Origin of the sequence: Pseudomonas sp. LAIL14HWK12:I1 (assembly GCF_003202095.1) — a bacterium.
Classification (GTDB): Bacteria; Pseudomonadota; Gammaproteobacteria; order Pseudomonadales; family Pseudomonadaceae; genus Aquipseudomonas; species Aquipseudomonas monteilii.
Map to the genome: position 1 here is coordinate 522,304 of NZ_QJKG01000003.1, position 22,786 is coordinate 545,089.

Annotated in this window: 21 protein-coding genes and 1 pseudogene; 13 read left to right on the forward strand and 9 right to left on the reverse strand. The window is 62.6% G+C overall.

Annotation, left to right across the window (positions count from 1 at the left end; genetic code table 11):
• The first annotated feature begins 7 nt into the window (after window positions 1–7).
• The 3 genes from D906_RS11795 to D906_RS11805 are packed head-to-tail and all read left to right on the forward strand — an operon-like array spanning window position 8 to window position 3,315.
• Window positions 8–1,342 carry an LLM class flavin-dependent oxidoreductase gene (locus D906_RS11795; RefSeq protein WP_027615206.1) on the forward strand — a complete coding sequence of 445 codons (1,335 nt, stop codon included), beginning with the start codon at window positions 8–10 and terminating at the stop codon, window positions 1,340–1,342.
• Entirely contained in the window at window positions 1,339–2,382 is a 1,044-nt protein-coding gene (gene mgrA, locus D906_RS11800; RefSeq protein WP_019099250.1) for an L-glyceraldehyde 3-phosphate reductase, read from the forward strand. Before D906_RS11795 ends, mgrA begins: the two co-directional genes overlap by 4 nt.
• Before the next feature lie 3 nt (window positions 2,383–2,385).
• On the forward strand, window positions 2,386–3,315 hold the full coding sequence (locus D906_RS11805) for an aliphatic sulfonate ABC transporter substrate-binding protein (RefSeq protein ID WP_027609793.1): 930 nt from the start codon (window positions 2,386–2,388) through the stop codon (window positions 3,313–3,315).
• 45 nt (window positions 3,316–3,360) lie between these two features.
• Here D906_RS11805 and D906_RS11810 read toward each other — a convergent pair whose 3' ends face one another.
• A complete protein-coding gene (locus tag D906_RS11810) occupies window positions 3,361–3,840 on the reverse strand; it encodes a GNAT family N-acetyltransferase (RefSeq protein ID WP_019099249.1) in 480 nt (159 codons plus the stop codon).
• 124 nt (window positions 3,841–3,964) lie between these two features.
• On the opposite strand from D906_RS11810, the gene D906_RS11815 reads away from it, so the two are divergent.
• From D906_RS11815 to D906_RS11830, 4 genes are all read left to right on the forward strand, one after another.
• Window positions 3,965–4,594: a LysE family translocator gene (locus tag D906_RS11815; protein ID WP_019099248.1), complete on the forward strand. Its 630-nt coding sequence runs from the start codon at window positions 3,965–3,967 to the stop codon at window positions 4,592–4,594.
• 21 nt (window positions 4,595–4,615) lie between these two features.
• The gene (locus tag D906_RS11820; protein WP_019099247.1) at window positions 4,616–5,488 is read left to right on the forward strand and encodes an alpha/beta fold hydrolase; all 873 of its coding nucleotides are present in this window, start codon (window positions 4,616–4,618) and stop codon (window positions 5,486–5,488) included.
• Between the two features lie 96 nt (window positions 5,489–5,584).
• Window positions 5,585–6,472, forward strand: coding sequence for a pirin family protein (locus D906_RS11825; protein ID WP_025752920.1), 888 nt, complete (start codon window positions 5,585–5,587; stop codon window positions 6,470–6,472).
• Between the two features lie 232 nt (window positions 6,473–6,704).
• The gene (locus D906_RS11830) at window positions 6,705–6,965 is read left to right on the forward strand and encodes a DUF1652 domain-containing protein (RefSeq protein ID WP_016714039.1); all 261 of its coding nucleotides are present in this window, start codon (window positions 6,705–6,707) and stop codon (window positions 6,963–6,965) included.
• Between the two features lie 58 nt (window positions 6,966–7,023).
• Here the strand turns inward: D906_RS11830 and D906_RS11835 are convergent, their stop codons facing one another.
• From D906_RS11835 to D906_RS11860, 6 genes are all read right to left on the reverse strand, one after another.
• Window positions 7,024–7,311, reverse strand: coding sequence for a hypothetical protein (locus D906_RS11835; protein WP_019099245.1), 288 nt, complete (start codon window positions 7,309–7,311; stop codon window positions 7,024–7,026).
• A 146-nt stretch (window positions 7,312–7,457) separates the two neighbouring features.
• Window positions 7,458–8,105, reverse strand: coding sequence for a DNA oxidative demethylase AlkB (gene alkB / locus D906_RS11840; protein ID WP_027615207.1), 648 nt, complete (start codon window positions 8,103–8,105; stop codon window positions 7,458–7,460).
• 109 nt (window positions 8,106–8,214) lie between these two features.
• Complete coding sequence (locus D906_RS11845) at window positions 8,215–9,660, reverse strand: curlin (protein ID WP_019099243.1); 1,446 nt, start codon at window positions 9,658–9,660, stop codon at window positions 8,215–8,217.
• Window positions 9,661–9,676: 16 nt separating this feature from the next.
• The gene (locus D906_RS11850) at window positions 9,677–10,150 is read right to left on the reverse strand and encodes a curlin (RefSeq protein ID WP_016714043.1); all 474 of its coding nucleotides are present in this window, start codon (window positions 10,148–10,150) and stop codon (window positions 9,677–9,679) included.
• Between the two features lie 15 nt (window positions 10,151–10,165).
• Complete coding sequence (locus D906_RS11855; protein WP_027615208.1) at window positions 10,166–12,397, reverse strand: Ig-like domain-containing protein; 2,232 nt, start codon at window positions 12,395–12,397, stop codon at window positions 10,166–10,168.
• Window positions 12,398–12,429: 32 nt separating this feature from the next.
• Complete coding sequence (locus D906_RS11860; RefSeq protein WP_019099240.1) at window positions 12,430–13,758, reverse strand: hypothetical protein; 1,329 nt, start codon at window positions 13,756–13,758, stop codon at window positions 12,430–12,432.
• 269 nt (window positions 13,759–14,027) lie between these two features.
• Here D906_RS11860 and D906_RS11865 point away from each other — a divergent pair, with 269 nt between their 5' ends.
• The 6 genes from D906_RS11865 (at window position 14,028) to D906_RS11890 (ending at window position 20,424) form a co-directional block, all read left to right on the forward strand.
• Window positions 14,028–14,939, forward strand: coding sequence for a LysR family transcriptional regulator (locus tag D906_RS11865; protein WP_019099239.1), 912 nt, complete (start codon window positions 14,028–14,030; stop codon window positions 14,937–14,939).
• Between the two features lie 98 nt (window positions 14,940–15,037).
• Complete coding sequence (locus tag D906_RS11870) at window positions 15,038–15,967, forward strand: hydroxymethylglutaryl-CoA lyase (protein WP_025752915.1); 930 nt, start codon at window positions 15,038–15,040, stop codon at window positions 15,965–15,967.
• Window positions 15,968–15,991: 24 nt separating this feature from the next.
• Entirely contained in the window at window positions 15,992–17,182 is a 1,191-nt protein-coding gene (locus D906_RS11875) for a CaiB/BaiF CoA-transferase family protein (RefSeq protein ID WP_025752913.1), read from the forward strand.
• A 12-nt stretch (window positions 17,183–17,194) separates the two neighbouring features.
• Window positions 17,195–17,719 (forward strand): gamma carbonic anhydrase family protein, encoded by a 525-nt coding sequence (locus D906_RS11880; RefSeq protein WP_019099237.1) that lies wholly within the window; start codon window positions 17,195–17,197, stop codon window positions 17,717–17,719.
• Window positions 17,720–17,786: 67 nt separating this feature from the next.
• Entirely contained in the window at window positions 17,787–19,103 is a 1,317-nt protein-coding gene (locus D906_RS11885; RefSeq protein WP_019099236.1) for an MFS transporter, read from the forward strand.
• Between the two features lie 40 nt (window positions 19,104–19,143).
• Window positions 19,144–20,424 (forward strand): OprD family porin, encoded by a 1,281-nt coding sequence (locus D906_RS11890; protein ID WP_027615209.1) that lies wholly within the window; start codon window positions 19,144–19,146, stop codon window positions 20,422–20,424.
• A gap of 3 nt (window positions 20,425–20,427) precedes the next feature.
• Here the strand turns inward: D906_RS11890 and D906_RS11895 are convergent, their stop codons facing one another.
• Together D906_RS11895 and D906_RS11900 are read right to left on the reverse strand one after the other, a co-directional pair.
• Window positions 20,428–21,567 carry a DUF6708 domain-containing protein gene (locus tag D906_RS11895; protein WP_097156163.1) on the reverse strand — a complete coding sequence of 380 codons (1,140 nt, stop codon included), beginning with the start codon at window positions 21,565–21,567 and terminating at the stop codon, window positions 20,428–20,430.
• A pseudogene (locus tag D906_RS11900) lies at window positions 21,567–22,786 on the reverse strand (hypothetical protein); the annotation flags it as partial. The gene D906_RS11895 and the pseudogene D906_RS11900, both read right to left, overlap by 1 nt.

Sequence of the window (22,786 nt, forward strand, 5' to 3'; positions counted from 1 at the left end):
GAACACTATGCCCCGCCAAATGAACCTGGGTGCCTTTCTCATGGCCACCGGTCACCATGTGGCCGCCTGGCGCCACCCGGACGTACCCGCCGACCCGCTGGATTTCGCCACCTACAAGCGCACCGCACACATCGCCGAAGCCGCGTGCTTCGATGCCTTGTTCGTCGCCGACAGCGTGGCTGCGCCCGGTGACGCACTCGCCAGCCACAGCGCCCGCTCGGTGTACTTCGAGCCACTGACGCTGCTGTCGGCACTCAGTGCTGTTACCGATCGCATCGGCCTGATCGCCACTGCCACCACCAGCTACAACGAGCCGTACCATGTGGCACGCAAGTTCGCCTCCCTGGACCACCTGTCCGCAGGCCGTGCCGGTTGGAACATGGTCACCTCCGACGCTGCCGCCGAGGCCGGTAACTTCGGCCGCCAGGCGCATATTCCACATGCCGAACGCTATGCCCGTGCCCGGGAATTCCAGCAAGTGGTGCAAGGCCTGTGGGACAGCTGGGCCGATGACGCGTTCGTGCGTGACAAGGCCAGTGGCCTGTTCCACGACCCGCAAGCCGTGCGGGCCATCGACCATGTCGGCGAACACTTTCGTGTCAAAGGCCCGCTCAATGTCGCCCGCTCGCCACAGGGGCGACCGGTGCTGGTGCAGGCCGGCTCGTCCGAAACCGGCCGCGAACTGGCGGCCCAAAGCGCCGAAGTGGTGTTCACCGCCCAGCCCAGCCTGGCACGCGCACAGGCCTTTTACGCCGACCTCAAGGGCCGCCTGGCCCGCCATGGGCGGGATGAGCAATCGCTGAAGATCATGCCCGGCGTGTTCGTGGTAGTGGGGCAAAGCCAGGCGCAGGCCGAGGACAAGTACGAACAGTTCCAGACGCTGGTCGACCCGCGTGTCGGGGTTGGCCTGCTTGGGCGCATGCTCGGCAACTTCGACCTTTCCGGCTACCCGCTGGATGGCCCGTTGCCCGAGTTGCCGCCGACCGAAGACGGCCAGCGCAGCCGCCAGCAGTTGCTCACCGAACTGGCCGGCAACGAGCAGCTGACCCTGGCCCAACTGGGGCGGCGCATTGCCGGTGGGCGAGGGCACTACAGCTTGGTCGGTACCCCCGTGCAGATTGCCGATGAGCTGCAAGCCTGGTTCGAAGGCTGCGCCGCCGATGGCTTCAACGTGCTCGTGCCGCACCTGCCACTGGGCCTGGAAGACTTCGCCCGCCATGTAGTGCCCGAGTTGCAGCAGCGTGGACTGTTCCGCCGCCAGTATCAGGGCCACACCCTGCGCGAACACCTGGGCTTGCAGCGCCCAGCCAACCCTTACTTTGCCGAACGAGGCCAACCATGAGCTACACCGCCAACCCCGAGCGCTATGCGCGCATGCCTTACCGACGTGTAGGCCGCAGCGGCCTGGTGCTGCCGGCCCTGTCCCTGGGCTTGTGGCACAACTTTGGCGATGCCACGCCCATCACCACGCAGCGTGCCTTGTTGCACACTGCCTTCGATGCCGGCATCAACCATTTCGACCTGGCCAACAACTATGGCCCGCCCTATGGCAGCGCCGAGACCAACTTCGGCCGGCTGCTGCGTGAAGACCTGCGCAGCTACCGCGACGAGCTGATCATTTCCAGCAAGGCTGGCTGGGACATGTGGCCGGGGCCATACGGGCAGGGCGGCAGCTCGCGCAAATACCTGATTTCCAGCCTGGACCAGAGCCTGGCAAGGCTGGGGCTGGATTACGTCGACATCTTCTATTCGCACCGCTTCGATGCCGACACCCCGCTGGAAGAAACGGCCATCGCGCTGGCCGACATCGTGCGCCAGGGCAAGGCGCTGTACATCGGCATCTCGTCCTATTCCGCCGGCAAAACCGCAGAAATTGCGGCATTGCTCGATGAGCTGAAGGTGCCGCTGCTGATCCACCAACCGTCGTACAACCTGTTCAACCGCTGGATCGAGCGCGACCTGCTCGATACCACGGATGCCTTGGGTGCCGGGGTGATCGTATTCACAGCGCTGGCGCAGGGCTTGCTCAGCGACAAATACCTGAATGGCATCCCGGCCGACGCCCGGGTGAACCGCGCGGGCGGGGGTTCTTTGCTACCCCAGCACTTGTCGGAAGCCAACATCGCCCGTGCACGCGCCCTGAACGACATCGCCCGTCAGCGTGGCCAGAGCCTGGCCCAACTGGCCTTGGCCTGGACACTGCGTGACCCACGGGTGACCTCTGCCTTGATCGGTGCCAGCCGGCCCGAGCAGATCATCGAGAACGTTGCAGCGCTCGACAACCTGGTGTTCAGCGCCGAAGAGTTGGCTGCCATCGACCAGTACGCCGTGGAAGGCGGGATCAACCTGTGGGAAAAACCCTCGACCGACTGGAAGGAGTGACCGATGCGCGTGCTACGCCTTGCCATGCTGTTGTGGGTGGCCTTGGCCGGTGCGGCCCAGGCTGCAGACCCGGCTACCTTGCGCATTGGCTACCAGAAGGGCTCGATCAGCCTGGTGCTGGCCAAGCAGCATCGTCTGCTGGAGCAGCGATTTGCCAATACCCGCGTTGAGTGGATCGAGTTCCCGGCCGGCCCTCAGATGCTGGAGGCGTTGAACATCGGCAGCCTCGATATCGGCTCGACCGGTGATATCCCGCCGATCTTCGCCCAGGCTGCCGGTGCCGACCTGTTGTACATCGGTGCCGAGCCGGCCAAGCCCCAGGCCGAGGTGATTCTGGTGCCGAAGGACAGCCCGATCAGCGCAGTGGGCGAGCTCAAGGGTAAGCGCATTGCCCTGCAGAAGGGGTCCAGCGCGCACAACCTGCTGCTGCGTGCCTTGGCCAAGGCGGGGCTTGGAATTCGCGATGTTCAGCCGGTGTACCTGGCACCCGCCGATGCCCGGGCGGCGTTCGAGCGGGGCAGTGTGGATGCCTGGGCGATCTGGGACCCGTTCTACTCGGCCATCGACCTGGAGGGTAAGGCGCGGCTGTTGGCCGACGGCCAAGGGTTGGGGCTGATCGGGCCGTTCATGCTGGGCTCACGGACCTATGTCCAAGCCCATGGCGCCTTTGTCGGCCAGTTGCTCGATGAAATCAGCCGGGCCGAGGCGCTGACCCGCAGCGATGAGGCTGGGAGCATCCGCTTGCTGGCGCAGTTCATGGGCTTGCCGGAGGCGGTGGTGCAGCGCAGTTTCAGCCACCGGCCGGCATCACCGGTGCTGCCGGTGAGTGATGAAATCGTGTCAGCGCAGCAGCGCACGGCGGCGTTGTTTTTTGACAACAAGATCCTGCCAAAACGGGTCGACATTGCCGGAGCGGTATGGCGGCGGGAATGAGATAGCTGCGAGACACTGGGGGCTGCAAAGCAGCCCCCAGTCCGTTCACCCTTGGGCAAACGCCGTCAGCTTCTCGCCATCCAGCCGGTAGCGCACCCACTCATCCTGCGCCTCGGCACCGAGCTTCTCGTAGAAGCCGATCGCCGGCTCGTTCCAGTCCAGAACGCTCCATTCCAGGCGGCCACACTTGTTTGCCACCGCTTCGCGGGCAATATGTCGTAGCAGTTGCCGCCCGGCACCGTCGCCTCGCTGTTCGGGGGTAACGTACAGGTCTTCCAGGTAAATGCCGTTGCGCCCGAGCCAGGTCGAGTAGCTGTAGAAGTACACGGCAAAGCCGACTGCCCGGCCATCGCGCTCGCACATCAGGCTGTGTACCGTGCTGCCCTCGCCAAACAGGCTGTGCTCGATGTCGGCAAGGGTGGCGACTACCTCGTGGCGGGCGCGTTCGTAGTCGGCCAGCTCGGTGATAAACGCGAGGATCTGCCCGGCATCGGAACGAACGGCAGGGCGAATGGTGAGGCTCATGGTGACGGCTTCCTTGATCCAGGTTTGCGGTACAGTGATGTGTATTCACAAAATTTAATGCAACTGTACAGGTCGCAGGGAAGGGCGACTCCGCTAGTGTGACAGCACCTATAACGAAAGTGGAATGCCCGCCATGCTTGCCTCTGCCGATCTGCTGACCGCCTTCGTGCTGTTTGCCTTCGTGTCTTCCATCACCCCTGGCCCCAACAACACCATGCTGCTGGCCTCGGGGGTGAATTTTGGTGTGCGCCGCTCAATACCTCACGCCCTGGGCATAAGCGTCGGCTTCATGGTGATGGTGCTGGCCGTAGGCCTGGGCCTGGGTGAAGTGTTCAAGGCCTGGCCGCCGCTTTACACCGTGCTGCGCTACACCGGCGCCGTCTACCTGCTTTACCTCGCCTGGAAGATCGCCACCTCCGGGCCGGTCGGCACGGCCTCGTCCAGCACCCGAAAACCGCTGGGTTTCTGGGGGGCAGCGGCGTTCCAGTGGGTCAACCCCAAGGCTTGGGTAATGGCAGTGGGGGCGATCACCACCTACACACCCGCGCAAGGTTATGTGACGAACGTGATTGTGATCGCGGCCTTGTTCGCATTGGTCAACCTGCCCAGCGTCGGCGTGTGGGTGATGTTTGGCAGCGCCTTGCGCAATCTGTTGCAGAACCCCCGCTGGCTGATGCTGTTCAATGTCCTGATGGCCTTGTTGCTGGTGATTTCACTGTACCCGCTGCTATTTGTAGAATCAGCGTTTTCCTAGCCCCGCGAGTACAGCAAACCGATGCAGTTGATTCCCTGGTCCCACGAATGCGCCGAAGGTTTCACCCTGCGTGGCTGGCGAACCCCGGCCAGTGGCAAGCCGCTGCTGCATTTCTTGCACGGCAACGGTTTCTGTTGCCTGGCCTACCAGCCATTGCTGATGGGCCTGGGCGAGCATTTTGACCTGTGGCTTTGCGACGTTCAGGGGCATGGTGACAGCGATCACGGCGGTGTGTTTCGGGGGTGGAACCGTACAGCCGAGCTGGCAGTGGAAGCTTTTCAGGCCGGGCGTGGCGAGTATGGCGATGTTCCCCGGTTTGCCGTGGGCCACAGTTTTGGTGGCGTGCTCACCGGGCTGATCCTGGCCAGTGAGCCACACCTGTTTGCCCGTGCGGTGCTGCTTGACCCGGTACTGTTCAGCCGGCGCATGATCGGTGTGATGGGGGCTGCTGCTCTGGTTGGCCTGCACCAACGCCATGCCCTGGCGCGCAAGGCTGCCGGCCGCCGCAGCCACTGGCCCGATCGCGAGGCAGCTCTGGCATCGCTGAAAGGGCGGGGCATTTTCAAGGGCTGGGCCGATGCGGCGCTGCAGGCCTATGTCGAACATGCCATCGGTGATTGCGGTGATGCCGTGGTACTCAAGTGCCGGCCCAGCCGGGAAGTGGAAATTTTCAGTTCATTCCCCAAGCGCATGTGGGCAAACCTGGCCGCAATCACGACGCCGACGCGGGTGTTGTATGGCGAGCATACTTACCCCTTCGTGCCGCACTCAGTGAACCGTCTGGCGGGGCTCAACCGCACCGTGACTGCACAGCAAGTTGCGGGTGGTCATTGTTTCATGCAGGAAGACCCGGCTGCGGCGGTCCAGCAGGTGCTCGCCTTCTTGCAGGGCTAACTGTTCCATGTATGGAACGATGCATGCCAATTCCGCTGGCTACCGCCAGATTGCCACCATTGATAAGGTTAACTCAGCCAAGAGAGGAGCCTTCTCATGAAACAGATCCTGGGTATCCACCGCAGCCCGCACGCTCATTGGGTGGGTGACGGCTTCCCGGTGCGCAGCCTGTTCACCTACGACAACCTGGCCAGCCGAATCAGTCCATTCCTGCTGCTGGACTACGCCGGGCCCCATGACTTCACCCCCACCAACGCACGGCGTGGCGTTGGCCAGCACCCGCACCGCGGCTTCGAGACGGTCACCATCGTCTACCAAGGGGAGCTGGAGCACCGTGACTCCACGGGCGCTGGCGGCCTGATCGGCCCTGGCGACGTGCAGTGGATGACCGCAGCCAACGGCATCATTCATGAAGAGTTCCATTCCCCGGCCTTTGCCCGCAGTGGCGGTACGCTGGAGATGGTGCAGCTGTGGGTCAACCTGCCGGCGCGAGACAAGCGTGCAGCGGCCGGGTATCAGACGTTGCTGGCGCAGGACATCCCTGAAGTCACGCTGGACGGCGAGGGCGGTAGCTTGCGGGTAATTGCCGGTAGCTACCGTGGGCATACCGGCCCTGCGCGGACGTTTACCCGCTTGGATGTATGGGACCTGCGGCTGAACGCCGGTGTGGCCCTGCAACTGCCGCTGGCCGCCGGGCGCAACGCGGCGCTGGTGGTGTTGCGCGGTAGCGTGCAGGTCAACGGTGAACGCGATGCCGGGCCATCGAGCCTGGTGCTGCTGGACCGAGGTGGCGAGGATGTAACTGTCGAAGCGCTGGAAGGTGCCAGTGTGCTGTTGCTCAGTGGCGAGCCTATCGATGAGCCGATCGTCGGTTATGGCCCGTTCGTGATGAACAGCCAGGCGGAAATTGCCGAGTCGTTCGACGACTTCCATGCCGGGCGGTTTGGGCAGATGCAGGACGAACGTGGTGGTGCGGCCCACTGAGCGATAGCCCGCCCTCATGAACGCTGCCAATACCACCCGTCGCCAAGTGTGCGATTGCGATCGAACACACGGCCCCTGCTGGCAATCATCCACTAAGGTGCTAAAGGATTCCCAGCATCATCATTGCCCGGGCGCATGGAGGCCTGCCCGGGCATGCGCAATATCAATTGGCGCCTCGCCGCACAAGGGCGTAAATCCACACAACAGGCCATCCCACAGAGAGGGTCGTACCATGTCGTTGATTGGAGTTTCGATGCTAGAGATGCGGCAGTTGATCGAGCAGGCCTGCTTGCCTGATCGCTGTGAAGTCAGCTGCCTGGATGGCACCAACCTGACCATCCGCCTGGGTCAGGGTCAGAGTCTCGACGAGGGCGTGACCCTGAGTGGGGTCCCGCTGCAAAGCCTCAACAGCTGCCGTGACCTGGTCCACCTGGTGGGGCAGCTGCACGCGCTGCGTGACAGCCACCCGGTGCCACTCAAGGCCATTGCCTGAGTGAGCCGATGTATACCCGGCCGGCTTGAGCTGGCCGGGTGTACTTGCGTTATCCGGCTTACTGCAGTTCCAGCAACAGGTTCAAACCACCATCCCCGCACTTGCCTTGGTCACGTACGACACCGTGATAACTGCGCCCGTCCCAAATGAACGCCACGCTGTGGGCCCGGTCGACCTTGTCGGGCAGTGGCGGACAAATGTGCAAACGCAACGCTGGCCGGCCCTGCAGGTTGAGGGCGGCGAGTTGGCACTGGCACTCCACGCTTTGCGCCACCGGGCCAAACAGGGTGTCGCGCACGTAATCGAGTTGCAGCGAGGCATTGGGTGCACGACCGGGCATTTTCATGAGCGTGCGGCCGGTGAGTCGTGCGGGGGCATCGGGCAAGGCAAGTACGGCATGGCTGGCTCCTGAGTGTGAGAACGCGGCTTATCCTTTGAAGCTTGCCAAACCAAGATGTTCAACGTGTTTCATGCACGTTCATCGTGTTTGTGTCAGCCACCGGCCTTGCGCAAGGTGAGGTTGATCCGCCGCTCGCCCATGCGCGGATGGACGCCGGGCTTGATGGGCTGCACGCCGTGAAAGCGCAAGCGGTCTTCGCCGCCCCAGATCAACACATCGCCATGGCTCAGGGGTACGCGCTGGGTCTTGTCGGCGCGCTGCAGGCCTCCAAGCAGGAACACGGCCGGTAACCCCAGCGAAAACGACACGATCGGCTGGCTGAAGTCCTGCTCGTTACGGTCCTGGTGCAGGCTCAGGCGGGTGCCGGGCAGATAATGGTTGACCAGGCAGGCGTCGGGGACAAAACCCTCGAAACCCGCCATTGCCGCAGCGCGGGCGGCCAGGCTCAGTATCACCGGGGGCAAGGCGGGCCAGGGCTTGCCGCTGAGCGGGTCGGTGGCGCTGTAGCGATAGCCGTGTTCATCACTCACCCAACCCAGCGTGCCGCAATTGGTCAAGGCTACGGCCATGGGCAGGCCTCCCGGTGTGCGCATGTGCCGGAACGGCGCGGCGCGCAGTACCGGGCGCAAAGCGTCCAGCAGGGGTTCGATTTCGCCCAGCGCGAAGCCGGGCAGCAGCACGGTGTGGCTGGCCAGGCGTTGTGGCTGAGGGCCGAACAGGTCGAGGTCGGACTGGATCATGGCACTGCACATGTTCAAGGGTTACGGCATTGTATCCCGGCATGTGCAATCGAGAAAAAGGAACCGCGGCACCAGGGAGAGGAGCACCGCGGTTCAAGGGGGGAGTCGTTTACTTCTGGGTCACGGTGGCCAGGTTCGCGCTGCCCAGCTGGGTGATGGTGGCGGTTTGGGCGATACCGCTCTGGTCGACGTACGCCTTGTTGCCCTGGCCTCCCTGGGTCACGTAGGCGACGTTGATGCTGTCAGTCTGCTTGATGGTGGCTTCGTTGCCGCTACCGTACAGCTGGTTGGTGTAGCTCTGGTTGCTGTACCCGGACTGGTCCAGCGTGATGGTGTTGCCAGTACCCTGGCTGTTGCCGTAGGCGTAGTTGTCGGTACCGCGCTGGTCGGCGATCAGGATGTTGTCCGTACCGTTCTGCTCGAAATACAGCTCGTTGTTGCTGTCGGCCTGCTTGGTCTGCATCTGGTTGCCTTTACCTGTCTGGGTCAGCGTGGCCAGCTGGTCAGATCCGTTCTGGGTCAGGTTGACGCCGTTGCCGTTACCGTTCTGGTTGATGGTGGCGTTCTGATTGGTGCCGAACTGGCCGCCCATCTTGGCGCCTTTCCAGTTGCTGGCGGTGATACTGTTGCCATTGCCTTTGGTATTGATGGTCAGGTTGAGGTTTTCACCATTCTGATAGGTGAAATGCAGGTTGTTGTTGCCCGTCTGGGTGATGGTGGTGGTCGAGTTGTTGGTCTCGAACTGGTCCGACCAACTGGCGTTGGCGTTGCCTTGCTGCGACAGGCTGACCTTGTTGTTCATGCCAAAGCTCTGGTCGATATAGCCTTCGTTGGACTGGCCGGTCTGGACCACGGAAGCCTGGCTGCCAATCTGGGTGTCCTGCCACACTTCAACCGAGTTGCCGCCACCGTACTGGCCAATGCCAATGGTGCCACCGGTGCCTTCGCGCTGGTCGCCGTAAGCCCAGTTGTCGTGGCCATCCTGGTAGACCTGGATGTCGCCGTCGACATGGTTCAGGTGCTCGGCGGCGGCATAGTTGTCCTGGCCGGTCTGGTTGACGGTACTGCGGTTGTTGCTGCCTCCGAAGGTCTGTTCGATGAAGGCCTCGTTGCGCTGGCCGGATTGCCAGGTGGTGGCTTTGCTGCCTTCCTGGCTGTCCTGCCACACGGTGGATTTGTTACCGACACCTTGTTGGGTTTGCAGCGATTCGTTGTTCAGCCCCACCGACTGGCTGGCGAAAGCATCGTTGTAGCTGCCTGCGGCTTGCTGTTTGATCTGGCTGCCATTTTCGAACAACTGCTCGGCATAGCCCGCGTTGTACTGGCCGGTGGCACTCTGCTGGATATCGCTGGTACTTTCGGTTTGCACGGCCAGGTGATTGTGGCCCTTGCCGGTCTGGTTCTGGGTGGCCGAAGCGAAGGACGCCTGGGTCTGGCTGACTTCGGCGATGTTTTCCTTGCCGTCCTGGGTCTGGGACGAGGTGCTGTCAGCAGCCATGGCCTGACCAGCGAGGGCCAGGACGATAGCGGCACTTAACGGAGCGAGCTTGTACATGGTGGTGCCTCCAGGTCTATCGGTATTGGGTGATCTGCACATGCTGGCCATTGCCGGTCTGGGTCACGGAGCTGTTGAGGCCCGAGCCGGACTGCACGATGCTGGCGCTGTTGTCGTTGCCGATCTGCTCGATGGCTGCACTGTTGCCGCTGCCGCTCTGGCGGATCGATGCGCTGTTGCCATTTCCCTGTTGGCTGATGCTGGCCATCAGGTCACTGCCTTCCTGCAAGATGTACGCTTCCTGCGCACCGCCGGCCTGGACGATGCGGCCCAGCAGGGCCTGGCCGTTCTGGTCGAGGGCGGCGCGGTTGCCCGCCCCTTGCTGCTCGATCACCGCAGCCTGACCGGCACCGACCGGTAGCAGGCGGATGATCACCGGGTCGCCGAGGTCGTTGCCGGGCGCAAGGTCGGCATTGTCCATCAGGTCGTCGGCCCAGCTGGCCTGGCCCACGAGGGCCAGGCTGAGCAGCAGTGGATACAGGCGTTTCATGGCGTTTCCCCGCCTTTACTGCACAACCACGTTGACGGTGCGGGTAGTACCCGGGCTGGTGGTGATGGTCGCCGTCGGCGCGGCGGTCGGGATTATCGTGGTGCTGTTGCTGACGGCCAGGCGCCAGCGGCCGGTAACCGGCACTGTGGCGGTACCCAGCGTCTGCACCCCGGTGGTAGTGGTGACCCGGACCGTGACAACGTTGCCCGTGGTAACCGATGAGGTACCGCTGATATCCCAGTTGTAACGGTTGTTGGAGCGTGCCGTGACGGTAGCTGCCGTGACCGTGAAGGTTTCGGCGGCTGGCCTTGGCGACACGTTGACGGTGACCGTGCCCGGGGTGGACAGCGCCCCCAGCGAGTCACGTGCCTGATAGGTGAAGGTGGTGGTGAAGGCTGCGGTTACCGTGGCCGGTGGGGTGTAGGTCACCGTGGTGCCATCGGTGCTGACGGTGCCTCGGCCTGCCGCCGGTTGGGTGACGGTCGCAACAGCCAACGGCACGTTGCCTTCCGGATCGGTGTCGTTGGCCAGCACGTTGATGGTCAAAGGCACGCTCAGGGTGGCGACGGTTTCCGGGTTGGCGGTTGGAGCCTGGTTGGGTGCAACGTTGATGGTGACTGTTGCCGGTTCCGACTTCAGGCCCTTGGCGTCCACCGCCCGGTAGCTGAAGGTGGCCACCAGTGGTTGCGTAGCCCCGGCTGGCGGGGTGTAGGTGACCGAGGTGGTACCGTTGAGCACCACGCCGCCAAGGCCGGTGCCTGGTTGGGTGAGGTCACTGATGGTCAACGGCACGTTACCGTCCGGGTCGCTGTCGTTTTGCAGCAGGTTGAGGGTGATTGGCACACCGACACTGGTGCTACCGACATCGGCCTGGGCCAGCGGTGGCTGGTTGGCTGCCTCGACCGGTGCGTTGCCGACCACGATCACCGGTTCTACATCGCTGCCCCCGTGGGCAGACTTGACCGTAACGGTGGCTGGCGGTTGTGCCACGTCGTTGACCGTGATGCTTTGCAGCGTGCCCGCTTTCGACATGCGGCCGTAGCCTTGGGCGAGCATGTCGGGGATGACGACCTCATCACTGGACATGGCCTCGATCAGCAGGCGTTTGTTGGCCCAGTCATAGCGTGCAGTGCTGACCTTGACCACATCGGTCAACTTGCTCGACAGCGCGGTCGGCTGGGTGCCGCCAGCACTGTTGCTGGCGGTGACCACCACCACCGCAGGCGGTTCGTCTTGGCTAAGTTGCTGGCTGAAGAACAGGCCGTTGTTGTCCGCCGTCAGGTTGAACTGGCACGGCGAAGGGGGCGTGCCGATCAGGGCCAGGCCATTGCGCATGCACAGGCTGGCCTCTCTCGGGGCCTTGGCGAACACTTCTACACGGGTGCCGCCACCGGTGCGCGAGTAGGTGGCTCGCTCCAGCGTGACCGGCGTTTGCGCGCGTTGGTCCAGCACTTTGCCCGATACGGTGAACAGTGCGGTCTCGATGCGCCCGGGCGGGCCGTCGATGCGGATGAAGTTGGTGTTGAACGGGCTGCCGACCACGGCTTCCGGGCGATTCGGGTCGCCGATAAAGGTTTCCGTGGCACCGGTGTCCGGGTTGACCTCGGTGTAAGGCCCACCAACCCCGCGCAACCATGGCCCGAGTGCACCGTTGAGTGCCCCGGTGAAGTTGCCCGGTGCGCCGATGCCGATGTCGCGGGTGATGTTGATCGCCCGCCGGCCTGGCGTGGTGACGTTGACCGTTTCCACACCGTAGGGGTGGGTAATGGTGTAGGTACCGGCGCGCGGCACCGAGACGCGGATACGAATGCGGGCGAAGCTCTGCTGGTCGCCGTCTACCGGGTTTTCGGCGGCAAAGGCTGCTTCCAGGCCGGCAACGTAGGCATCCAGTTCATAGCCGCTGTTGCCGACTGCCGGGATGGTGGCCTCGGCCAGGAACCAGAACATCTCTGGCGGCCAGTTGTCGGGGAATACCAACGGCAATGCATCGTCGTAGATGCCGGGCTCTGGCAGCAGCGTGCACATGTAGGATGGCGCGGCGGGGGTGCCGGGTACCCGGGTGCTGGTGGCGCGTGACTGGCACAGCTCCAGGGACTGGTTGAGGCTGTCCTTGTACCACATGGGGTAGCCGCCCGTGGCGAAGGTGTAAGGCCCTGGGTCGACTTCAGACAGCGCAGCAAAGGCGGCGCTGGTAACGGTGAGGGAAAAACCGGCGGCGAACAGCGCACGGCGCGACCAAGTGTTCATGCGGCCTCCTTGAAGGCTGAGCCTTTGTCTGTTCATGGCACCAGCACCACGTCTTCGGTGTCGCTACCGCCATTGGCACTGGTGACCTGCACCTTGGCCGGCGGGATGGGCGAGAGGGTCATGCTCAACGTTTTCACGGCGCCGGTGCCGCCAAGGTTGCCGATCAACGTGCCGTTGCCGGTGTGTGCGGTAAGCACTGGCGGGGTCGTTTCGTCGCTGGTACTGGCCACCAGGGTCAGTTCGCCCGTGGACAGGCGGTATTGGGCCTGGGTAATGGTCACCAGGTCGGTCAATGGCACGTTGCGGGTGGTCAGGCTGCTGGTCGGGATCGCCACGCTGTTGTCGGCGGTCAGCGTCAGGATGCTGCCTGCCGCCGGGTTGAGGGCCGACTGCGCATACCAGGCGCCGGTGCCGTTGGCCTCAGTGAGGTTCAGGCTGGGTGTTTGACTGGTCAGGGTGACACTGGCCGGTGGCGGCGGGGCCATCACGAAGATGTCTTGTTGGGCGCGCAGGTTGCCGTCTTCGGTGTGCCGCGAATAGGTACTGCGCTGTGGCATCAGCGGGGTTGGCAGGGCGACGGTCGAGAGCTTGCCGGATATCGAGAACAGCTCGGTACGCAGGTCGATGCCACCGGGGCCTTCGATGCGTACGAAGTTGGTGTTGAATGGGCTACCGGTTACCCGTTCATCCAGGTTCGGGTCACCGATGAAGCGCTCGCTGCCTTCGGTGTAGGGGCCGTTGACACTGCGCAGGAAAGGCCCGACATCGCCCTTGAGCGCGCCGGTGAAGTCGCCTGCGCCGGCAATGCCGATGTCGCGGGTCATGTTGATCGCCCGGCGCCCGGCGGCGGGCACGTCGAACACTTCGACGCCGTAGGGGTGGGTGACCACGTAGGTGCCAGCGGTAGGCACATCGACCCGGATGCGCACCCGGGCGAAGCTGACCTGGTCACCCTCGACCGGCTCTTCGGCGGCGAATGCCGCTTCGATCGCGGTACCGTAGCTGAGGTCGATGCCACGGGCGGCGTCGACGATGGCGGCGTCTGCAGTGAACCAGAACGCTTCGTCAGGGAAGTTGGTGGGGAAGACAATAGGTTGCGTATCGTCGAATACGCCCGGCGTGGGCAGCAGCGTACACATGTACGCCGGTGCGCCGGGTGCGCCGGCAACCCTGGAGCTGACCGCCTTGGTCAGGCACAGGTCGAGGGTACGACCGTGGCTGTCCTGGTACCAGGCAGGGAAGCCGCCGTTGGCGGGGACGTAGGCGCCTGGATCGACAGCGTTCAGGGCAGCCTGCGCCGGGAGCTGGAGCATGCCGGCGAAAATCGCCACTGCCAGCGGGTGGGGTATCGGTCGGTGCATGAGTCTATTCCTCCTGCAAACGGGCCCATGGACTTGGGGCGTCTGGGAGGAGATCGGCAAGAGCTGTGCCAAAAGCTGGAAAGTGCCTTGAAGGCCTTGCGGCACAAGGGATCCAGTTTTTAAACGGGGCATTCCACACGCTGTCGACGGTGGGCAGCCTTCCCCCAGGATTGGGGATTGGGGGGAGGCCTTTGCGACTCGACAGGCGGGTGCAGTCCCAACTTTGCTACAGTGCATCGGCCTTCCACCTCCCCACGCCGAGCGATGCAATGCAACCCCTCGATCACTTGTCCCTGAACCTGTTCATCGTCGTTTGCGAAGAGGGCACCATCGCTCGCGCCGGCGAGCGCGCTTTCATGGCGCCGTCCGCCGTCAGCAAACGCATTTCGGACATCGAAGCGCGGTTTGGCACCGCCTTGCTCAAACGCAGCAAACGCGGCGTAGAGCCTACCCCAGCGGGGCTGGCCCTGCTGCGACATGCCCGGGACATGACCCGCGCCATGGAGCGACTGGACAGCGAACTTAGCGAATACGCCGAAGGGGCACGAGGCCATGTGCGGGTACTGGCGAACGTGTCGTCGATCATGGAGTTCCTGCCTGAGGAACTCTCGGCGTTCATGCTGGAAAACCCGCTGATCCAGGCCGATATCGAAGAGCGCTTCAGCCCGGACGTGGTGCGCGGTGTGGCGGAAGGCAATGCGGACCTGGGGGTTTGCCGCAAGTCCATGGCGGTGGGCGACCTGGAGTTCGTGCCTTACCGACAGGACCACCTGGCGGTAGTGGTGGGCGCCGAACACCCCTTGGCCGGCCGCAGCCAGGTTGCCTTCGAAGAGACGCTGGCTTATGAACACCTGGGCCTGTCGGCATTCGCCACCTTGAACAGCTTCATGCGCAACAGTGCAGAACAGGCCGGCCGGGAGCTGCGCTTTCGTTCGTATGTGTCCTCGTTCGACGCTGCGTATCGCCTGGTGCAGTTCGGTCTGGGCCTGGCGGTGTTCCCGCAGGAGGCCGTGGCCCGCTATGCAGCGCTGTTCGACCTAAGGGTGATTCCGCTGACCGACGACTGGGCGCTGGGCGAGTTCGTCATCTGCATGCGCGACAGGCACACGCTGTCGCTGTCTGCGCGGCGCCTGCTCGACCACCTGTTACTGCGCGCACCGGCCTGGCAATCGGCAGGCTGATCCATCGTGGCTGACGATGGATCAGCCCGTGAAACACGTCTTTTCTGCTTGCCATGCAGCTCTTAGTCTGGCGCAACGCTTCAGACAGAGAGACCGTGATGACAACAATAACAATCAACGAAGTCGGCATGCGCGATGGCTTGCAGAGCCTGCAGACAATCATGCCGACGGCCGCCAAGCGCCGCTGGATCGACGCCGCCTACGCCGCTGGCGTGCGCCACATGGAAGTCGCCTCGTTTGTGCCGGCGCGCTTGCTGCCACAAATGGCCGATGCCCGCGAAGTGGTGGCCCATGCCCTCACATACCCGGGCTTGCACGTCACCGTGCTGGCCCCGAACCTGCGTGGTGCCCGGGACGCATTCGAGTCCGGCGCCCACCGCATCGTTGCCCCGGTATCGGTCAGCATGGCGCACAGCCTGGCCAACGTGCGGCGCACACCCAGGGAAATGGTCGAGGAGCTGGGGCGCATGTGCCAACTGCGTACCGAAATGGGCCTGCACGAGGTGCAGGTCATGGCGGGCATGTCGGTTGCCTTTGGCTGCACCCGCCAGGGTGAAGTGCCGCTGGCCGACCTCTGCGCACTGACCCGCCACGTGATCGAAGCCGGTTGTGACCTGGTCTCGTTAGGCGACACCACGGGCTACGCCAACCCGGGCCAGGTGGCGAAGGTGCTGCAGGCTGTGCGTGCGCTTGCCGGTGACCGTCTAAAGGCCGCGCATTTCCATGATACCCGTGGCCTGGCCCTGGCCAACAGCCTGGTTGCGGTGCAACAGGGCATCCGCGAGCTGGACGCTTCGCTGGCTGGCCTGGGGGGGTGCCCGTTTGCCCCTGGCGCGTCTGGTAATACCGTCACCGAAGACCTGGTGTTCATGCTGCAGAGCATGGGCTACGACACGGATATCGACCTGCCTGCGCTGATCGAGTCGCGCCGGGTACTGAGTGAGGCGCTGCCGGACGAGCCACTTTACGGTTGCATTGCCCGCGCCGGATTGCCGCTCAACTTCGCCAATGCAGCCCACCACGCCTGACCCGCACGCACGAGGAATATCACGATGTCCAGACTTCCCTTGGACGGCATTCGTGTCGTCGAGATTTCGCACATGGTCATGGGCCCGACCTGCGGCATGATCCTCGGTGACCTTGGAGCCGAAGTGATCAAGATCGAACCGGTGCGTGGCGATGGCACACGCCGGCTGCTGGGCGCAGGGGCGGGTTTTTTCCGAACGTTCAACCGCAACAAGCAATGCATCGCCGTCGACGTCGAAACGCCTGAGGGCCGTGAGGCCGTGCTGCAACTGATCGACACTGCTGACGTGTTCATCGAGAACTTCAAGCCCGGGCGCATGCGCAAGCTGGGCCTGGACTACGCCGCGCTTCGCCAGCGTAACCCTCGGCTGATCTACGCCTCGCACAAGGGCTTCCTCAGCGGGCCCTATGACAACCGCCTGGCGCTGGACGAGGTGGTGCAGATGATGGCCGGCCTGGCCTACATGACCGGGCCGGTAGGCCGCCCGCTGCGCGCGGGCAGCTCGGTGAACGACATCATGGGCGGCATGTTCGGTGCCATTGGTGTGCTGGCCGCGCTCAACGAGCGCCACACCAGCGGCACCGGCCGCGAGGTACAAAGCGCCCTGTACGAGAACTGCGTGCTGCTGGCCGCCCAGCACATGCAGCAGTACGTGGTCACTGGCGAGGCAGCGGCGCCGATGCCCAACCGTATCAGCGCCTGGGCCATCTACGACGTGTTCACCTTCGCCGGTGGCGAGCAGATGTTTGTCGCCGCCACCGGTGAAGGGCAGTGGCATGCGCTGTGCCAGTTACTGGGGCAGACGGCCTTGCTGGATGACCCGACACTCGCCAGCAATAACGACCGTGTGTTGCAACGGCCGCGCTTGCTCGCGCACCTGGCCGAGGTATTCGCACCGCTGAACGCCGGGCAATTGGCATTGCAGCTGGAAGCCAATGGCATTCCCTTCGCCCCCATCCGCCGCCCGGAAGAATTGTTCGATGACCCGCACCTGCAACAGAGCGGCGGCATGGCCGACTTGCAACTGGAAGACGGCAGCCACACGCCGATGCCATTGCTGCCGCTGTCGCTGGACGGCCAGCGCCTGCAGCCGCGCCGAGCTATTGCGCGGATTGGCGAGCACACCCGCCAGGTGATGCGCGACCTGGGCTATAGCGATGCACACATTGCCGAGCTGTGCGCGGCGGGTGTGCTGAAAACCGACGACGCGGCGTGAGGGGGGCTTGAGATGGCGATCTATCAATACGACACCCTTGCGCCCAGCCTGCACCCGGAAACATTCGTTGCCGAGGATGCCAGCGTGATCGGGGACGTTACCCTCGAACAAGGTGTCAGCGTGTGGCCACAGGCCGTGCTGCGCGGAGACAACGAACCCATCCGGATTGGCCGGTACAGCAATGTACAGGAAGGCGCGGTGCTGCATGCCGATCCAGGCTTTGCGCTGACCGTGGGGCAGGGCGTCACCATCGGCCACCAGGCCATGCTGCATGGCTGCACCATTGGTGACGGGGCGCTGATTGGCATCCAGGCGGTAGTGCTCAACGGCGCGGTCATCGGCAATAACTGCCTGGTCGGTGCTGGCGCAATCGTCACCGAGGGCAAGGTGTTTCCGGACAACTCGTTGATCCTGGGGGCGCCGGCCAAGGTGGTGCGCGAACTGACACCGGACGCTATCGCCGCCATGCGGCGCAACGCCACCGAATACGTTGGCAAAGGCCAGGCCTTCAAGGAAAAGCTGATCCGCATCCGCTGAAAACCCTGCAAGTGGCGCCCGCCGAGGCGCTGCTGCTCTCCAATAATTACAAGAATGGAGATCCACCATGGTTGCCATGACCGGCGAACTGGCGCGTGAGCGCACCGACAGCCACATCAACGAACTGCTGCTTTACCGCCGTGTGGCCTGGCGCATCATGCCGCTGGCCATCATCTGCTTCCTGTTCTCGTACTTCGACCGTATCAACATCAGTTTCGCCAAAGCCCAGATGCAGCAGGAACTGGGCTTGAGCGATGCCGCCTATGGCCTGGCCGCAAGCATGTTCTTCGTCGGCTATGTATTGTTCGAGGTGCCCAGCAGCCTGGGCCTGAAACGCTACGGTGCGCCGGCCTGGATCTGCCGGATCATGGTGTCGTGGGGCCTCGCCACGGCTGCATTGGTGTTTGCCTATACCCAGTACACCCTGTACTTCCTGCGTTTTCTCATCGGGGTGATGGAGGCCGGTTTCGGTCCGGCGATCCTGTTCTACCTGGCGTGCTGGTTCCCCCGCAAACACCTGGCAAAGATGAATGGTTTGTGGTTCCTTGCCGTGCCGCTGGCCGGCGCGGTGGGTGGCCCGGCAGCAGGCTTTTTGCTGGGGACAATGGACGGCGTGCTGGGCCTGGCCGGTTGGCACTGGCTGTTCCTGATGTCCGGCCTGCCTTGCGTGGTGCTGGGCCTGCTGGTGCTGAGGAAGCTGGACCGCGACATCGACGCGGCCAAATGGTTGAGCCGTGAAGAGAAAGACGTGCTGAAGGAAAACCTGGCCCAGGACAAACGCACCGAAAAACCCATCCTCGGCTCGCTCTGGCGGGTACTGCTGACCCGTGAAGTCGCGATCATGGCGTTCATCTACTACGTGGTCAAAACCGCGTCCTATGGCCTTAACTTCTGGATGCCACACCTGATCAAGTCATCGGGCGTGCAGGACATGCTCTGGGTCGGCGTGCTGTCGGCGTTACCCTATGCGGTGGCCTGTATCGGCATGGTGCTACTGACCCGGCGCTCCGACCGTACCGGTGAACGCAAGCGCTACCTGGTGTATTGCCTGCTTGCAGCGGCCATCGGCTATCTGCTGGCGTGCCTGTTTTCCGACTCGTCAATGGCGATGATGGCCGCACTGGTGCTGGCTACCGCAGGCACCTTTATCGCCATCCCGATCTTCTGGACCATTCCCCAGTCGACCTTCTCGGGGCTTGCGATCGCCACAGGCACCGCTGCGATCAACTCGGTGGGGCAACTGAGCGGTATCGTCGCACCGGTGATGGTGGGCAAGATCAATGACCTTACCGGCAGCACCTACATGGGCATGCTGTCGATCGCCCCGCTGATCCTGATCGCCTGCCTGGTGGTGATGCGCTACGTGCGCAACCCCAAAAGCTGATTGGCGCTGAGTCTTCGAACAACAAGAACAAGGCACACCCATGATCATCCGTTTCCGGCGAGCATCGCTGATGCTCGCGGCGCTTTGCTGCGCCTGCCAAACCGCCCAGGCTGCCTTCGTCGATGACGGCAGCGGTAGCCTGGAACTGCGCAATTTCTATTTCGACCGCGACTTTCACGGTGACAGCGCCACGCAATCCCGGCGCGGGGAATGGGCCCAAGGGTTTCTGCTGCGCTTGCAGTCTGGCTACACCGACGGCGTGGTCGGCTTCGGCGTGGATGCGGCGGGCATGCTTGGGTTCAAGCTGGACTCCTCGCCCGACCGCAGTGGCACCGGCCTGCTGCCACGGGGCAGCGACAAACGAGCGGCGGATGACTACGCCAAGGTCGTGGCTACCTTCAAGGCCAGGCTGGCGCAGAGCGAACTGAAAGTCGGCGGCCTGAGCCCGCAATTGCCGCTGCTGGCGTCCAACAACAGCCGGCTGTTCCCCCAGTGGTTCAACGGTGCGCAGCTGGTGAGCAAGGATCTGGACCGGTTTACCTTTACCTTGCTGCAAGTCGATGCCACCAAGTTGCGCGACTCCACTGACTACGAAGACCTGACGGCCATGGCGCAGCAAGGGGCCTATTCGGCAACAGTCACCAGTGACCGGCTTTACTACGTTGGTGCGGACTACCAACCCCTGAACAACCTGACTTTCAGCCTGCACACCAGTAAGCTGGAGGACCTGTTCCGCCGTGATTTTGCCGGGTTCAAGTTTAAGACCCGCCTGGGGCCGGGGGATGTCTTCACCGAGTGGCGCTGGTTCAATGCTCGCCAGCAAGGCCGGGCATTGTTGGGTGAAGTCGACAACCAGACCCTCAGCACCAACGTCGGCTACAGCATTCAGGGCCACACGTTCAGTGGTGGTTATCAGAAGGTGAGCGGTGACACGGCGTACGCCTATGTGGGCGGTACCGATACCTACCTGTTCAGTGAACAGCAGGTCAGCACCTTTGCCTTGGCCAACGAGCGTGCGTGGATGCTGCGCTACGACTACAACTTCGCCGCCTTGGGTATCCCGGGGCTTACGTTCAATGTGCGTTATGTGAAGGGCGACCAGGTGGAGCCGCAGCGTATAGCCAGCGTGAAGGGCAGAGCCCTGGCGACAGACGATGGAGAAGGGCGGGAGTGGGAGCGCACCACGGATATCACCTACGTGGTGCAGTCGGGGCCACTCAGGCATGTGTCGCTGCGCTGGCGAAATGCGAGCATGCGCTCGAACTTTGCCGATGCAGCGGATGAGAACCGGGTGATTGTGGGGTACACGGTCGAATTTTGAACATCATGGGGCCGGTGCACCCTTCGACTTCGACGTCCGCGGTTTGCGTGGTTTTTTCTCCGGACGCTTGCCAGGCTTGAGCTGCCAGCGATCGGCGTTGGCGAGCAGGCGTTCTTGAATGGCCGGCGGGTAGTCGCTGAGGGTCGTCACCGGTGGGACGGGTTTGCCAGGCATACCCGCCTCGCGGATGACCTTTGGCCAACGTGGTCGCCAGCACAGCAGCAGGCTGAGCCAATGGCCGGTACCTACGATGACGAAGGCGGGCCAGATCATGAGCAGGACGACTTTGAACAGCCAACTGCTTTTGCGGAAGAAGCGACCAAGGCCTTCGAACTGGGCGCTGAAGGCCTGGATGGGTGAGGGCAGTTGGGTGCTCAGGCGAGGGCGGGGGACGGCGTGCGGGCCTTCTTCCATGTAGCGGCGAATGAACTCCCACTCGTCGCGGAGTTCACTGCCGCCTTGGCCTTGTTTGCCGATCTGGGCTATTTCCATGTGCGGGAGACCGGTACGGCTCGGGTGCCAAATTAGGGCAAGTCGTATTCCCGTGCTGAGCCAATCATCTTCTGGACTGATGCCCGTGCTCCACGTTGCCTTCCATGGGAAGGTTACTATCCCCCCACAATAGCTGGGGCGATGAAGATGGACCTGTTGAGTCTTTCGATTGAAGCGAATCAGCAAATGTCGGCTGGTCAGCATTTCCAGCCTGGTTAGATGTATTCCATATTTTGAGTAAAGGTAGACTGTGGTCGAAGTAACTGAGAGCATTATAAGTGTAGCAAGGATGTTGACGAAGGAACGCCCTTCAGGGTCAGTGATGTCCATCCAAACAAACCCAGTGGTCATGATAATTCCGAGAATCAGGGCTGGAGCAACAGCGCCGAGTGTGGCGAGCGTAATAAGGCCGCGTTTATCCTCCGAACCTCCACAGCGCATTTCTAAAAAGATATCGTTGAAAGCGAAAATAGGGCCTCTTGCGTCTGGTTTGTCACTGACCGATCGGAAGTGCATCTCTTCCTCTATCTCGTTTTCATATAAATCCTGGCTATCCCGCTTTTCTTTGGCTGTCAGTTCCGCTTCGTATGCTTTGCGTGTGGCCTCGAACTCAGTGGCCATTTTCCAGAGTCCCCATTCGACCAAGTACATTACAGGACCTCATTGAAAGCTGAGTACAGTTCTGCCAGTTCTTCTTCGTCCGAGTAGGGCTTCGAGCTTTTTGTTAAGCGGTAAGTGCTGCGTTTGCACCATTTTTCCAGTGCGTCGTCTTCGAATATGTAGATTATTATTGTCAAGGCCAGTCCTACCCAAAATGCTCCTAATACTAAGCGCGCAAGCAATAGGCGAGCGGCTTGTTTTCCAAGGTTTTTTGCCAGAATGCTCAAGGATTTGGTAAACATACGCACGGCTTTTGTTTTTGCATTCTGAGATAGGTAGTCGAAGAGAGGCTTTGCAATCGCAACTGCTGTTCCTAACTCTGCCAGCGAAAGGGTTATTGTGGCCATCCCTCTTGCAAAATACGTAGCGGCTAAGAGTCTGGAGTTTTTTTCAGTCTGCTTGGAAGTGCCAATCTGGCTGCTATTGAAATGCTCAGCAGAATCAGTGAAATCCCACCACGCGAGCAGCGAACCTCCGATACCAGCCAATCCAGCGCCCCACAGTTTCAACCTTCCCAATGTCGCTGCTGCCCCTTTCCCGGTCACACTCTTAGCGCCATATCGGGCTACCACCTGGTCCACATAGCTGGCGCCGATTTCAAAGCCAGCTGCTGCCGTGGTCATCGCAGCCGCCAGGAGTTCGGTCTTCACTCGCGCATCACTGTCGGGCAGCTCCCGCGCCTTGAACGCCATCAGCATGCCTTCCAGCAGGCAGACCAAACTGGCGGCACGCACCTTGTAGAAGTCACTTTTCTTGCCGTCTGCCTGCATCAAGCCCTCAGCCCAGGCCTGGTCCAGAAAGCGTGCAATCTGGCCACCGCTGCGTTGAGAACTGAGCGATTGTCCATTTCGAGCGGCTTCGCTCAGACGAATGTCGAGCGCGGCCTCATGCACCGACGCAAACAACGTCAGTCGCAGGCCATGGTGCAGCGCCCGGTCTGCACTGTTGGGGGCTCCGCTACGCAGCACCTGTCGCCCAAGCGCGACGAACCAGGCATGCAGGCCGATGCTGGCGGTGTTGTTCTGCTTTTGCAGTTCCTCGTACAGCGAGTTGATACGTCCAAAGGCATTCGCTGCCGCGTGTGCTCGCTTGGCAAGGCCTTCGGCCAGCGTGTAGTTGAATTCCGAGGGCGGTTCGCCCTTGGCGGCCTCAGTCAGCGCCGCCAGCTCTTCCCGGATGTCGTCCTGGTTGTAGCTGATGCCGCGCATCG